The sequence below is a fragment of the Curvibacter gracilis ATCC BAA-807 genome, assembly GCF_000518645.1.
GTDB classification, from domain to species: Bacteria; Pseudomonadota; Gammaproteobacteria; order Burkholderiales; family Burkholderiaceae_C; genus Curvibacter; species Curvibacter gracilis.
Genome location: NZ_KI912466.1, coordinates 478,002 through 490,736 on the forward strand (window position 1 = coordinate 478,002; position 12,735 = coordinate 490,736).

Annotated in this window: 15 protein-coding genes; all 15 read right to left on the minus strand. The window is 65.2% G+C overall.

Translation table 11 applies throughout. From position 1 onward, the window contains the following. Positions 1 to 4 precede the first annotated feature (4 nt). Complete coding sequence (gene hisB / locus L880_RS0127835) at positions 5 to 628, minus strand: imidazoleglycerol-phosphate dehydratase HisB (protein WP_027478378.1); 624 nt, start codon at positions 626 to 628, stop codon at positions 5 to 7. Beyond that, a complete protein-coding gene (gene hisC, locus L880_RS0127840; protein WP_027478379.1) occupies positions 625 to 1,731 on the minus strand; it encodes a histidinol-phosphate transaminase in 1,107 nt (368 codons plus the stop codon). The genes hisB and hisC overlap by 4 nt, the downstream gene beginning before the upstream one ends. Positions 1,732 to 1,735: 4 nt before the next feature. Next, a complete protein-coding gene (hisD, locus tag L880_RS0127845; protein WP_027478380.1) occupies positions 1,736 to 3,064 on the minus strand; it encodes a histidinol dehydrogenase in 1,329 nt (442 codons plus the stop codon). Between the two features lie 39 nt (positions 3,065 to 3,103). After that, a complete protein-coding gene (gene hisG, locus L880_RS0127850) occupies positions 3,104 to 3,745 on the minus strand; it encodes an ATP phosphoribosyltransferase (protein ID WP_019576135.1) in 642 nt (213 codons plus the stop codon). A gap of 20 nt (positions 3,746 to 3,765) precedes the next feature. After that, positions 3,766 to 5,043 (minus strand): UDP-N-acetylglucosamine 1-carboxyvinyltransferase, encoded by a 1,278-nt coding sequence (murA, locus tag L880_RS0127855; RefSeq protein ID WP_027478381.1) that lies wholly within the window; start codon positions 5,041 to 5,043, stop codon positions 3,766 to 3,768. A 64-nt stretch (positions 5,044 to 5,107) separates the two neighbouring features. Then, positions 5,108 to 5,350 carry a BolA family protein gene (locus tag L880_RS0127860; protein ID WP_019576137.1) on the minus strand — a complete coding sequence of 81 codons (243 nt, stop codon included), beginning with the start codon at positions 5,348 to 5,350 and terminating at the stop codon, positions 5,108 to 5,110. A gap of 68 nt (positions 5,351 to 5,418) precedes the next feature. Then, entirely contained in the window at positions 5,419 to 6,174 is a 756-nt protein-coding gene (locus L880_RS0127865; RefSeq protein ID WP_027478382.1) for an ABC transporter permease, read from the minus strand. Further along, entirely contained in the window at positions 6,171 to 7,100 is a 930-nt protein-coding gene (locus tag L880_RS0127870) for an ABC transporter ATP-binding protein (protein WP_027478383.1), read from the minus strand. Before L880_RS0127870 ends, L880_RS0127865 begins: the two co-directional genes overlap by 4 nt. A gap of 89 nt (positions 7,101 to 7,189) precedes the next feature. Then, positions 7,190 to 7,459 carry an STAS domain-containing protein gene (locus tag L880_RS0127875; RefSeq protein ID WP_019576140.1) on the minus strand — a complete coding sequence of 90 codons (270 nt, stop codon included), beginning with the start codon at positions 7,457 to 7,459 and terminating at the stop codon, positions 7,190 to 7,192. Between the two features lie 2 nt (positions 7,460 to 7,461). Then, positions 7,462 to 8,103 carry an MlaC/ttg2D family ABC transporter substrate-binding protein gene (locus L880_RS0127880; protein WP_027478384.1) on the minus strand — a complete coding sequence of 214 codons (642 nt, stop codon included), beginning with the start codon at positions 8,101 to 8,103 and terminating at the stop codon, positions 7,462 to 7,464. A gap of 89 nt (positions 8,104 to 8,192) precedes the next feature. Then, positions 8,193 to 8,939 carry an MlaA family lipoprotein gene (locus L880_RS0127885; protein ID WP_245615400.1) on the minus strand — a complete coding sequence of 249 codons (747 nt, stop codon included), beginning with the start codon at positions 8,937 to 8,939 and terminating at the stop codon, positions 8,193 to 8,195. 23 nt (positions 8,940 to 8,962) lie between these two features. After that, positions 8,963 to 9,451, minus strand: coding sequence for an outer membrane lipid asymmetry maintenance protein MlaD (mlaD, locus tag L880_RS0127890; protein ID WP_027478386.1), 489 nt, complete (start codon positions 9,449 to 9,451; stop codon positions 8,963 to 8,965). A 54-nt stretch (positions 9,452 to 9,505) separates the two neighbouring features. Beyond that, positions 9,506 to 10,288: a lipid asymmetry maintenance ABC transporter permease subunit MlaE gene (gene mlaE, locus L880_RS0127895; RefSeq protein ID WP_019576144.1), complete on the minus strand. Its 783-nt coding sequence runs from the start codon at positions 10,286 to 10,288 to the stop codon at positions 9,506 to 9,508. Beyond that, complete coding sequence (locus L880_RS0127900) at positions 10,285 to 11,109, minus strand: ABC transporter ATP-binding protein (protein ID WP_027478387.1); 825 nt, start codon at positions 11,107 to 11,109, stop codon at positions 10,285 to 10,287. Before L880_RS0127900 ends, mlaE begins: the two co-directional genes overlap by 4 nt. A 158-nt stretch (positions 11,110 to 11,267) precedes the next feature. Beyond that, positions 11,268 to 12,734 carry a glutamate synthase subunit beta gene (locus L880_RS0127905; RefSeq protein WP_027478388.1) on the minus strand — a complete coding sequence of 489 codons (1,467 nt, stop codon included), beginning with the start codon at positions 12,732 to 12,734 and terminating at the stop codon, positions 11,268 to 11,270. Position 12,735 lies beyond the last annotated feature (1 nt).

Here is a 12,735-nt window from a genome sequence, read left to right on the forward strand (position 1 = left end):
CACATCAGAGCGAACCCTTGGTGGACGGGATCACACCTGCCGAGCGCGGGTCCAGCTCAAGGGCCGAGCGCACCGCCCGGGCAAAGGCCTTGAAGATGGTTTCGCACTGGTGATGGGCGTTGACACCCTTGAGGTTGTCGATGTGCAGGGTCACGCCGGCATGGTTGACAAAGCCCTGGAAAAACTCGAATGCCAGTTGCGTATCGAAAGCACCGATCATGCCACTGGTGAACTTCACATCCATGTGCAGACCGGGCCGGCCTGAGAAGTCGACCACCACGCGCGACAAGGCCTCATCCAGGGGCACATAGGCATGGCCGTATCTGCGGATGCCCTTCTTGTCGCCCACGGCACGGGCAAAGGCCTGCCCCAGGGTGATGCCCACGTCTTCGACGGTGTGGTGGCCGTCGATGTGCAGATCGCCACCGCAATCGATGTCGAGGTCGATCAGCCCATGGCGGGCGATCTGGTCGAGCATGTGGTCAAAAAAGCCGATGCCGGTGTTGAGCTTGGACAGACCCGAACCGTCCAGGTTGACGCGCGCACGGATGCGCGTCTCGGCGGTGTTGCGGGTGACTTCGGCGATGCGCTCGCAGGAGGAGGCAGGAACAAGTGCGGAGGAGGTCATAAGGAGGCCTGGAAAGCCGACAGCATGCGTGCGTTGTCGTCGGCGGAGCCGACCGTCAGGCGCAGGCAGTTGGCCAGCAAAGGATGCATTTTAGAAACGTTCTTGATCAGCACGCCGAGGGACCGCATGCCTTCGAAGGTTTTGCCCGCGTCGGGCACCCGCACCAGGATCATGTTGGCATCGCTGTCCCAGGCCCGCACGCCGGGCAAGGCACGCAAGGCCGACAGCAACAGGCCGCGCTCGCGGCGCAACGTGGCCGCCTGCTCGGCAAAGACCTCGGCATGCTCCAGCGCGAACAGGGCGCACTCGCAGTTGAGCACGCTGATGTTGTAGGGCGGCCGAACCTTGTCGATTTCCGCGATCAGCTCGGAGCGCCCCAGCATGTAACCCAGGCGGATGCCGGCCAGCCCGAACTTGCTCAGGGTGCGCATCAGCAGCACGTGGGCGTTGGCCTCGGGGTGGGCCACGATCTCGCTGAGCCAGCTGTGGCTGGCAAACGGTTGGTAGGCCTCGTCCATGACCACCAGGCCGCCCTGCTCACCCACCGCAGCAATCAGCCGACGGATGGTTTCAGCGCTCCAGAGGTTGGCCGTGGGGTTGTTGGGGTAGGCCAGGTAGGTGATGGCCGGTCGGTGCTCGGCAATGGCTGCCAGCATGGCGGCTTCATCGAGTTCGAAATCGGCCGTCAGCGGCACGCCGACAAAACGCAGGCCCTGCAACTGGGCGCTCATGGCGTACATGACGAAGCCCGGCAAGGGCGCCAGGATGGTCGCCCCCGGCACGTCACAGGCCAGCGCCAGCAGTGAGATCAGTTCGTCCGAGCCGTTGCCCAGCATCAGGGCGTGCCCCTCGGGCAGGCCCACGTGGCGGGCCAGCGCGTCCTTGAGGTCGTTCACGCGCTCGCCCGGGTACCGGTTGATGGCCAGGCTGCCCAGGCGCTGCCCCAGGGCGGCCTGCAGCGGCGCGGGCAGGCTGAAGGGGTTCTCCATGGCATCCAGCTTGAGCTGACCGCGCGCGTCCTGCACCGCATAGGCATGCATGGACTGCACGTCCTGACGGATGTTGGACAGGGCGCGAACGAGGGTGGGCGTGGTGGCAGTCATGGGGTCAGGCTCGGGGGGTTTTGAGGCGCATCTCGGCGGCCTGGGCGTGGGCCTGCAGACCTTCGCCATAGGCCAGCTCGGCCGCGATCAGGCCCAGGGTCTGGGCACCGGCTTCGCTCACCTCGATCAGGCTGCTGCGCTTCTGGAAGTCATACACGCCCAGCGGCGAGCTGAAGCGTGCCGTGCCACTGGTGGGCAGCACGTGGTTCGGCCCGGCGCAGTAGTCGCCCAGCGACTCGCTGGTGAAGGCGCCCAGGAAGATCGCACCAGCATGCTTGAGCAAGGGCTCCCAGCGGTGCGGGTCGTTGCTGGAGACCTCCAGGTGCTCGGGCGCGATGCGGTTGCTGATGGCGCAGGCCTCTTCCATGCTGCGGGTCTGGATCAGGGCGCCCCGGTCGCTCAGCGACTTGGCAATGATCGCGGCCCGCGGCATGGTGGGCAGCAGGCGATCGATCTCGCGCTGCACCGCCTCGATGTAGGAGGCGTCAGGGCACAGCAGGATGCCTTGCGCCAACTCGTCGTGCTCGGCCTGGCTGAACAGGTCCATCGCCACCCAGTCGGCCGGCGTGCTGCCGTCGGCCAGCACCAGGATCTCGCTGGGACCGGCAATCATGTCGATGCCCACGGTGCCGAACACCCGCTTCTTGGCGCTGGCCACATAGGCATTGCCCGGGCCGGTGATCTTGTCGACCTTGGGCACCGTGGCCGTGCCGTAGGCCAGGGCTGCCACAGCCTGGGCGCCCCCGATGGTGAAGGCCCGGCTCACGCCGGCCACATAGGCGGCCGCCAGCACCAGGGGGTTCTTCTCGCCCTTGGGCGTGGGCACCACCATGATGATCTCGCCCACCCCGGCCACATGGGCCGGGATCGCATTCATCAACACGCTGGACGGGTAGGCGGCCTTGCCGCCGGGCACATAGATGCCCACGCGGTCCAGCGGCGTGACCTTCTGGCCCAGCAGGGTGCCATCCTCGTCACGGTAGCTCCAGCTCTCGCCCGAGGCCTTCTTCTGCGCCTCGTGGTAGCTGCGCACGCGACGTGCCGCCTGCTCCAGCGCCTGGCGCTGGACTTCGGGCAGGCCGTCGAAAGCGGCCTTCAGTTCAGCCTGGGTCAGCTCCAGGGCGGCCATGCTCGCCACACTCAGGCCGTCAAAGCGCTGGGTGTACTCGATCACGGCGGCATCCCCGCGCTGCTGCACGTCGGCCAGGATGTCGGCCACGCGCTGCTCGATGGCCGCGTCGGTGTCGGCAGACCAGTGCAAGCGGGCCTTGAAGTCGGCCTCGAAGGTGGCCGATTCGGTCGACAGGCGAAGGGGGGCGGCTTGCAGGGTCATGGCGAGGGGCTCCGGGACGAGGGGTTCTTCTTCAAGGGGTCAGTCGGCTTTCACGGCGCCGGCAAAGGCGTCGATGATGCGGCGGATGGGGGCTTGCTTGAGCTTGAGCGCGGCCTGGTTCACCACCAGACGCGAGCTGATGTCCATGATGCGCTCCACCTCCACCAGGTGGTTGGCCTTGAGCGTGCTGCCGGTGGACACCAGGTCGACGATGGCGTCGGCCAGGCCCGTTAGCGGTGCCAGCTCCATGCTGCCGTAGAGCTTGATCAGATCGACGTGCACGCCCTTGGTGGCAAAGAAATCACGGGCGATCGAGGTGTACTTGGTGGCCACACGCAGGCGCGAGCCCTGCTTGACGACGCCCGCGTAATCGAAATCGGCCCGCACGGCCACACTCATGCGGCAGCGCGCGATGCGCAGGTCCAGCGGCTGGTACAGGCCCTGGCCGCCATGCTCGATGAGGGTGTCCTTGCCGGTCACGCCCAGGTCGGCGCCACCGTACTCCACATAGGTGGGCACATCGGTGGCGCGCACCAGCACCACACGCACATCGGGCTGGTTGGTGGGCAAGATGAGCTTGCGCGATTTTTCGGGGTCTTCAGTGACCTCGATGCCGGCGGCTGCCAGCAGCGGCAGGGTTTCGTCAAAGATGCGGCCTTTGGAGAGGGCGAGCGTAATCATGTGTCTGGTCTTTCCCGGGGTCAGCGGATTCGTTCGATGTCGGCACCCAGGCCGCGCAATTTTTCTTCCATGCGATCGTAGCCACGGTCCAGGTGGTAGATGCGGTCCACCACGGTCTCGCCTTCGGCCACCAGGCCGGCGATCACCAGGCTGGCCGAGGCGCGCAGGTCGGTGGCCATGACCTGGGCGCCGGACAGGCGCGGCACGCCCTCGATGATCGCCAGCTTGCCATCGGTCTGGATGCGGGCGCCCAGGCGGACCAGTTCGTCCACGTGCATGAAGCGGTTCTCAAAAATCGTCTCGGTCACCGTCGACACACCGCCCGAGACGCAGTTGAGCGCCATGAACTGGGCCTGCATGTCGGTCGGAAAGCCTGGGTATTCGGTGGTGCGAAAGCTCTGCGCCTTGCAGTAGCTGGCGGCCGGTCCGGGGGCCTGGATGCGGATGCCACCCTCGTGTGCCGTGACCGTGGCCCCGGCCTGGATCAGCTTCTCGATCACTGCCTCGAGGTGTTCGGCCCGGCCATGGCGCAGGAACACGTCGCCGCCCGTGGCCGCCACGGCGCACAAAAACGTACCGGCCTCGATGCGATCGGCCACCACCGCATGGCGTGCGCCGTGCAGGCGCGGCACGCCCTGGATGGTGATGCGGCTGCTGCCGTGGCCTTCGATGCGGGCGCCCATGGCGATCAGCATCTCGGCCAGGTCCTGGATTTCGGGCTCCTGGGCGGCGTTTTCAAGCACCGTCTCCCCGTCGGCCAGGCTGGCGGCCATGAGGAAGTTCTCGGTGCCGGTGACGGTCACCATGTCGGTGGTGATGCGAGCGCCCTTCAGCCGGGTCTGCCCCGCAGGCAGGCTGGCCACCATGTAGCCATGCTCGACCTGGATCTCGGCCCCCATGGCCTGCAGGCCCTTGATGTGCTGGTCCACCGGGCGCGAACCAATCGCGCAGCCGCCGGGCAAGGACACCCGGGCACGACCGAAACGGGCAAGCAAAGGGCCCAGTGCCAGCACCGAGGCTCGCATGGTCTTGACTAGTTCGTAAGGTGCCTCGGGCAGCGTGAGGGCGGAGGCATCCAGGCGCACGGTGCCCTCCTCGCCCTGCTCGGCCTGCACCCCCATGTGGCGGATCAGCTTGAGCATGGTGGCCACGTCCTGCAGGCGGGGCACGTTGTCCAGGGTGACAGGCTCCTCGGTCAGCAGGGCGGCACACAGCTCGGGCAGAGCCGCGTTCTTGGCGCCGGATACAAGGGCTTCACCATTCAGGGAACGGCCGCCACGGATGAGGAGTTTGTCCATCAGGGATTGAAAGGGTCAGAAGGCGTGAAGGTCGCTCCGGGGTGCCGGTGGCGGCAGCCGAGGCTCAACGCGGCTGGGCAGCCCACTCCGCGGGCGTGAAGGTCTTCATCGACAAGGCATGGACCTCATCAGTGCGTATTTTCTCACCGAGCGTGGCATACACCCGCTGATGGCGCTGGATCGCGCGCTTGCCCTCGAATTCGGCCGACACGATGGTGGCATACCAATGGCGGCCATCGCCCTCGACAACGAGGTGTTCACAGTTCAGGCCGGCGGCAATGAGGGTTTGAAGATCGTCAGAAGTCATGGTGCGGGGCAAATGGGTTGGAGACAACGACCCGGACGGCCCGAAGGCGCGGGTCGCCGGAACGCGGTTCAGCTGCGAATCTTGTAACCAGTGCGCAACAGGTGCAGCGCAATGCCACAAACGACCAGCCAAGCACTGCCCACCAGGGCCAGGCTGAGCCAGGGCGACACATCACTGACCCCGAAGAAGCCGTAACGGAAGCCGTCGATCATGTAGAAAAACGGGTTCAGGTGGCTGACCTGCTGCCAGAACGGCGGCAGCGAATGGATCGAATAGAACACGCCCGACAAAAAGGTCATGGGCATGATCACGAAGTTCTGGAAGGCCGCCATCTGATCGAACTTTTCGGCCCACAGGCCGGCGATCAGGCCCAGCGCACCCAGCATCGAGGCGCCAAGCGCCGCAAACACGAGGATCCAGCCCGGCGCCACAAAGCCCGGCACGGCAAACAGCGAGGTCACCACGAGCACGCCCAGCCCCACCACCAGGCCACGCACCATCGAGGAGCCGACATAAGCCACGAACCAGGCCCGGTGCGACAGCGGCGTGAGCAGCAGAAACACCAGGTTGCCCATGATCTTGCTCTGGATCAGCGAGGAAGAGCTGTTGGCAAAGGCATTCTGCAGCACGCTCATCATCACCAGCCCCGGGATCAGGAAGGCGGTGTACGACACCCCTTCATGCACCTGGACGCGCTCGTCGAGCACGTGCCCAAACACCATCAGGTACAGCACCGCCGTGAGCACCGGGGCGGCCACGGTCTGGAAACTGACCTTCCAGAAACGCAGCACTTCCTTGTAAAGCAGGGTTTGCCAGCCGTTCATGCTGCCACCTCTTGCCCGGCCTGGCGGCTGCCCGCCATGACGCTGATGAACACATCCTCCAGGTCGGCCTTGCGCACCTCGATGTCTTCGACCACGAGGCCCGACTCACGCACCAGGGCCAGGCTGCGTTCGATGTCGGCCGCATCGTGCACGGCCAGTTGGACGATGCGCCCGGTGACCCGGGCCTGCGCCTGCAAGGAGGCCGGCAGCTCGCCATCCACCTTGAAGCGCAGCACATTGCCCGAAGCACGGCTCAGCAGCTCCGAGGTGCGCTCCAGCGCCACCACCTGCCCCTGCTTGAGCATGGCCAGGCGTCCGCACAAGGCTTCAGCCTCGTCGAGGTAATGGGTGGTCAGCAGCACGGTGTGGCCCTGTTTGTTGAGACGGGCGATGAACTGCCACAGGGTCTGGCGCAATTCGACGTCGACCCCGGCCGTGGGCTCGTCGAGCACGATGATGGGGGGGCGGTGCACCAGAGCCTGGGCCACCAGCACACGGCGCTTCATGCCGCCTGAGAGTTGGCGCATGTTGGACTTGGCCTTGTCGGCCAACCCCAGGCTCTCCAGCAGCTCATCGATCCAGGCGTCGTTGTTCTTCACACCGAAATAGCCCGACTGGATCTTCAGCGACTCACGCACCGAGAAGAACGGATCAAACACCAGCTCCTGGGGCACGATGCCCAGGCGGCGCCGGGCTTCGGCGTAGTCGGCCTGCACGTCCGCCCCCTGTACCAGCACCCGGCCCGAGCTGGCACGCGCCAAGCCCGCCAGAATGCTGATCAAGGTGGTCTTGCCCGCGCCGTTGGGGCCGAGCAGGCCGAAGAATTCCCCTTCTTCGATGTCGAAGCTGACATCGTTCAAGGCCTGGAAGGGCCCGCGGGGGGTGGAGAAGGTCTTGGAGACCGATTGGAATGAGACTGCAGGCATGGAGACTTGGGATTTTAAGCCCTGGGCTCACAATGCCTTTTGGAGAGACCTGCGACCCCGACAGGACGCAGGGTCATGCCAGACCGGAATCAGGCTGCAGGCAGCAGCTCGCTGACGCCGTAAAGCTGGGCCAGGGTGGCCAGCCGGGGGTGCAATCCCTGCACCGCAAAGGTCTTGCCCAGGGCCAGCGCCTCGCGCCGGCAACCCAGCAGCACCGCCAACGCCGATGAATCGAACACCGTGGTGGCCGAGGCATCGGCCACCACCTGGGGCTCCGCATGCCGGCGCAAGGTCTGCACCAGCATGCCCAGGCAAGCGCCGGCCTGGGCGTGGGTCAATTCGGCAGGCAGGACCAGCACGATCAGCCCTTCTTGGCGTTGTTGGCCTTGTTGCGCTCGGTCAGCGTGGCGATCAGGCCGTCAATGCCCTTGGCATTGATTTCCTGGGCAAACTGACTGCGGTAGGTCTCGACCAGCCACACACCCATGACGTTGAGGTTGTAGATCTTCCAGCCAGCGCCCACGCCCGGGGTCTTCTCGAGGCGGTAATCAAGCTGGATCGGATCCCCCTTGCCACGCACCTCGCTGCGCACGACCACATCGGTGTCGTCAGCAGCAGCGCGCAGCGGCTTGATGGAGATGGTCTGGTCCGACACCTGGGCCAGCGCGCCCGAATAGGTGCGCACCAGCAGGGTCTTGAATTCTTCCTGCAGACGGGCCTTCTGATCGGCCGTGGCCTGGCGCCAGGCCGGCCCCACCGCAGCGGCCGTCATGCGCGGGAAGTTCACGTTGGGCATGATCTTGGTGTCGACCAGCGCGATCAGCTTGCCCGTGTCGCCGCCCTGGATGGCCTTGTCGGTCTTGATGGTGTCGAGCACGTCGGTGGACAGCTGCTTGATCAGCGCATCGGGCGCCTCGTCGGCCGCCAAGGCCGTCAGGGGAAGCGCGAGAGACAGGGCGCTGGCCGCAGCCATCAGCCATGCGCCAAGAGTACGTCGTTGCATAGAAATCCTTTCAAAGCGGCATCAGCCACGGGGTGATAACGGTTCAGACCTGGCGGCGGACGACAGACGGCCTGCTCGCCAGGTCAACCTCACGGAAGCGGTTCGGGCGGCAGCGCGCCATCGTCCTCGTCGGGACGGCCCCGGCCATGCAGGCGCTCGTTGTCGCGCAATTGCAGGTAGACGTCACGGGTGAAGGAATATTTGTCCAGCGCCGCTTCGTCGAGCACGCGGCTGGCCCCGAGCAGGTTGGAGCGGATCGACACCACACGCATGGCATACAGCGAGTTGCGGGTCGGCACGTGATCGATGTGGGTCACGACGTCGCCCTTCCAGATGATGGGTAGGGCCACGGTGTCACGCAGCGTGGACGGCCCCAGGATGGGCAGCACGATGTAGGGGCCGGTCGGCACACCGTAGCGCGCCAAGGTCTGACCGAAATCCTGCTTGTGCTGCTCGATCTGCATCTCGCTGGCGATGTCCAGCGTGCCACCCAGGCCGAAAATCGTGTTGAAGCCGAAACGCAAGGCCGTATCGGCCGAGCCTTTCAGGTCGAGCTGCAGCACGTTGTTGACGAAGGACCAGACCTCGCCGAGGTTGGAGAAGAAATTGTTCACGCCGGTGCGCACCAGCGAGGGCGTCACCTCGCGGTAGGCGGTGGCCACGGGCTTGAACACCGCACCATCCACCGCATCATTGAAGCGGGACATGTCGCGGTTGAAGGGCTCCAGCGGATCGCGCGGGTTTTTACCCGGGCCGGCAGCACAGCCGGCCAGCACAGCCAAGACCACCGCGGCCATGGCCAGGCGCAGCCATCCTCCGGCGCGGCTCAGATTCATGTTATTTCGATCGTCACTCATTTTTACTTTTTAGCTCCGTTGGCCGGGGTCGTGGGACCGTCTGCAGCCTTGCTGTACAGGAACTGGCTGATCAGGTTCTCCAGGACCACGGCCGATTGCGTTGTTCCGATCTTGTCGCCGGGGGCCAGGTTCTTCTCGTCGGCGCCCGCCTCGATACCGATGTATTGCTCACCCAGCAGGCCCGCCGTCAGGATCTTCAGCGAGCTGTCCTTGGGGAAGGCGTAGCGGTTTTCCAGGGCCAGGGCGACCTGGGCCTGGAAGGACTTGTCGTCGAAAACGATCGACTCCACACGCCCGACCACCACCCCGGCACTCTTGACCGCCGCCTTGGGCTTGAGCCCGCCGATATTGTCGAACTTCGCAGTGACCCTGTAGGTGGACTGGAAATTCAGGCTCAGCAGATTGGCCGACTGCAGGGCGAGAAACACCACTGCACCCAGACCCAGAAGCACAAACAGACCGACCCAGATATCATTTTTGGAGCGTTGCACAACACTCTCCTTTGCTACATCGAGGGACAGCCTGTCGGCCATCCCGGTTGAATCTCAAACACTGAACATCAGCGCGGTCAGGATGAAGTCCAGACCCAGCACGGCCAGCGACGCCACGACCACGGTGCGGGTGGTGGCGCGCGACACCCCTTCGGGTGTGGGCATGGCCTCAAAGCCTTGCAGCAAGGCCGTGAAGGTCACGGTGAAGCCGAACACCACGCTCTTGATCACGCCATTGCCCACATCGGACCACACATCGACCCCGCCCTGCATCTGGCTCCAGAACGAACCCGAGTCGACACCGATCAGGGGCACGGCAATCACCCACCCACCGATCACGCCCACCGCGCTGAACACGGCCGTGAGCAAGGGCAAGGTGATGACGCCCGCCCAGAAACGGGGCGCCAGGATGCGGCGCACCGGATCGACCGCCATCATCTCCATGGCACTGAGCTGCTCGCCCGCCTTCATCAGGCCGATCTCCGCCGTGAGCGAGGTGCCCGCGCGGCCCGCAAACAGCAAGGCGGTGACCACCGGGCCCAGCTCACGCACCAGAGAGAGCGTGACCAGTTGGCCCAAGGCTTCGGACGAACCATAGCGCTGCAGGATGTTGAAGCCCTGCAGCCCCAGCACAAAGCCGATGAACAGGCCCGAGACCGCGATGATGGCCAGCGAATAGTTGCCCAGGAAATGGATCTGGTCACGCACCAGGCTGAAGCGGCGCATGCAGGCACCGAAATCGAGCACCAGGCGGGCAAACAGACGGGCGCCGTGGCCGATCCCGGCCAGTTGCCGGCGCGTGGCCAGCCCGACATCGGAAGGATTGAACCAGCTCATGCCCTGCCCTCCTGGCCGGGGCCAAAGTCATCGGCCACGCTGGGGCCCGGGTAATGGAAGCGCACCGGGCCCTCGGGCAGGGCGTTGACGAACTGGTGCACCAGCGGATCCTCGCTGTGCCGCACCTCGTCGGGCGTGCCCTGGGCCACGATGCGGCCATTGGCCAGCACGATCACCTTGTCGGCGATGTGAAAGGTTTCGTCGAGGTCGTGCGAGACGATGATGCTGGTCAGGCCCATGGCGTCGTTGAGCTCGCGGATCAAACGCGCCGCCGTGCCCAGCGAGATCGGGTCCAAGCCCGCAAAGGGCTCGTCATACATGACCAGTTCGGGGTCGAGCACGATGGCCCGCGCCAGCGCCACGCGCCGGGCCATGCCGCCCGAGACTTCGCTGGGCATCAGGTCGCGGGCTCCGCGCAGGCCCACGGCATTGAGCTTCATCAGCACGATGTCGCGGATCAGGGCTTCGGGCATGTCGGTGTGCTCACGCAGCGGAAAGGCCACGTTGTCGAACACGCTGGAGTCGGTGAACAGCGCCCCGAACTGGAACAGCATGCCCATGCGGCGACGCACCTTGTACAGGCCCGCCAGATCCAGCTGGGCCACGTTCTGCCCATCGAAGCTCACCTCGCCTGCCTGAGGGCGTACCTGGCCGCCGATCAGGCGCAGCACGGTGGTCTTGCCACCACCGGAGGCGCCCATCAAGGCCGTGACCTTGCCGCGCGGAATCGTCAGCGAAACGCCGTCCAGGATGACCCGCTCCCCATACCCGAAGGTCAGGTCGCGCAATTCGACTAAAGAAGGGGTAGGTGTGGAAGACATGAAGCAAAAACGCCGGACGGTGCCCGGCTGTTCTGAATCATAAAGGATCCGGGTGAACACTTGGTCAAGCCCGGATTGACCCTCAGATACAACAACGCTCCCACCAGGGGAGCGTTGTTGTGCTACCCCGGTGCGACGGGGCCAGGCAAGGCCGGCGTTCAGCGCGGCAGATCGCTGAAGCCCATCAGGAACTCGTCCACGGCGCGGGCGGCCTGACGGCCTTCGCGGATGGCCCAGACCACCAGCGACTGGCCGCGTCGCATGTCGCCTGCGGCGAAGACCTTGGCCACGTTGGTGGCGTATCCACCGGTGAACTCGGTGCTGGCCTTGGCATTGCCACGGGCGTCCTTGTCGACACCGAAGCCGTCCAGGATGGTGGCCACCGGGTTCACAAAACCCATGGCGAGCAGCACCAGATCGGCCTTGTACTCTTTCTCGGTGCCCGGGATCTCGACCAGCTTGCCGTCCTTGAATTCGACATGCACGGTCTTCAGGCCGGTGACCTTGCCCTTTTCGCCGATGAACTCCTTGGTGGAGATGGCGAACTCGCGGGTGCAGCCTTCGTCGTGGCTGGAGCTGGTGCGCAGCTTCAGCGGCCAGTAAGGCCAGGTCAGCGGACGGTTTTCCACTTCGGGCGGCTGGGGCATGACCTCGAACTGGGTCACACTGGCCGCGCCATGGCGGTTGCTGGTGCCCACGCAGTCGCTGCCGGTGTCGCCGCCACCGATCACGATGACATGCTTGCCATCGGCGCGCAGCTGGCCCTTGAGCTTGTCGCCGGCATTGACCTTGTTCTGCTGGGGCAGGAATTCCATCGCGAAATGGATACCGTCCAGATCGCGGCCCGGCACCGGCAGATCGCGCGACTGCTCAGAGCCGCCCGTCAACAGCACGGCGTCGAAGTCTTTCTTGAGTTGCTCGGGGCTGATGGTTTCCTTGGCCCAATTGGTGACCTTGGAGCCTTCGGGCATCTTGCCCACCAGCACGCTGGTGCGGATGGTCACGCCTTCGGCCTCCAGCTGCTTGGCGCGGCGGTCGATGTGCGACTTCTCCATCTTGAAGTCAGGGATGCCGTAGCGCAGCAGGCCACCGATGCGGTCGTTCTTCTCGAACAGGGTCACGTCGTGACCGGCGCGGGCCAACTGCTGGGCCGCGGCCATGCCGGCCGGGCCGGAGCCCACGACCGCCACTTTCTTACCGGTCTTGTGCTTGGCCGGACGCGGCTGCACCCAACCCTCGGCCCAGGCGCGGTCGATGATCGCGTGCTCGATCGACTTGATGCCCACGGCGTCGTCGTTCACGTTCAGCGTGCAGGCCGCCTCGCAGGGGGCGGGGCAGATGCGGCCGGTGAACTCGGGGAAGTTGTTGGTGCTGTGCAGCACTTCGATGGCGTTTTGCCAATCGCCGCGGTACACGAGGTCGTTGAAGTCCGGAATGATGTTGTTGACCGGACAGCCGTTGTTGCAGAAGGGCGTGCCGCAATCCATGCAGCGCGCGCCTTGCACCTTGGCTTGCGACTCGTCCAGGCCGACGACGAATTCCTTGTAATGCTTCAGGCGCTCGGCAACGGGCTTGTAGCCCTCTTCGATGCGCTCAAATTCCATGAAGCCAGTGACTTTTCCCATG

What these genes read in the sequence shown, in the direction of transcription:
- hisB (WP_027478378.1), bottom strand. Translation starts at nt 628, where the DNA reads ATGACCTCCTCCGCACTTGTTCCTGCCTCCTCCTGCGAGCGCATCGCC.
- hisC (WP_027478379.1), bottom strand. Translation starts at nt 1,731, where the DNA reads ATGACTGCCACCACGCCCACCCTCGTTCGCGCCCTGTCCAACATCCGT.
- hisD (WP_027478380.1), bottom strand. Translation starts at nt 3,064, where the DNA reads ATGACCCTGCAAGCCGCCCCCCTTCGCCTGTCGACCGAATCGGCCACC.
- hisG (WP_019576135.1), bottom strand. Translation starts at nt 3,745, where the DNA reads ATGATTACGCTCGCCCTCTCCAAAGGCCGCATCTTTGACGAAACCCTG.
- murA (WP_027478381.1), bottom strand. Translation starts at nt 5,043, where the DNA reads ATGGACAAACTCCTCATCCGTGGCGGCCGTTCCCTGAATGGTGAAGCC.
- L880_RS0127860 (WP_019576137.1), bottom strand. Translation starts at nt 5,350, where the DNA reads ATGACTTCTGACGATCTTCAAACCCTCATTGCCGCCGGCCTGAACTGT.
- L880_RS0127865 (WP_027478382.1), bottom strand. Translation starts at nt 6,174, where the DNA reads ATGAACGGCTGGCAAACCCTGCTTTACAAGGAAGTGCTGCGTTTCTGG.
- L880_RS0127870 (WP_027478383.1), bottom strand. Translation starts at nt 7,100, where the DNA reads ATGCCTGCAGTCTCATTCCAATCGGTCTCCAAGACCTTCTCCACCCCC.
- L880_RS0127880 (WP_027478384.1), bottom strand. Translation starts at nt 8,103, where the DNA reads ATGCAACGACGTACTCTTGGCGCATGGCTGATGGCTGCGGCCAGCGCC.
- L880_RS0127885 (WP_245615400.1), bottom strand. Translation starts at nt 8,939, where the DNA reads ATGAATCTGAGCCGCGCCGGAGGATGGCTGCGCCTGGCCATGGCCGCG.
- mlaE (WP_019576144.1), bottom strand. Translation starts at nt 10,288, where the DNA reads ATGAGCTGGTTCAATCCTTCCGATGTCGGGCTGGCCACGCGCCGGCAA.
- L880_RS0127900 (WP_027478387.1), bottom strand. Translation starts at nt 11,109, where the DNA reads ATGTCTTCCACACCTACCCCTTCTTTAGTCGAATTGCGCGACCTGACC.
- L880_RS0127905 (WP_027478388.1), bottom strand. Translation starts at nt 12,734, where the DNA reads ATGGGAAAAGTCACTGGCTTCATGGAATTTGAGCGCATCGAAGAGGGC.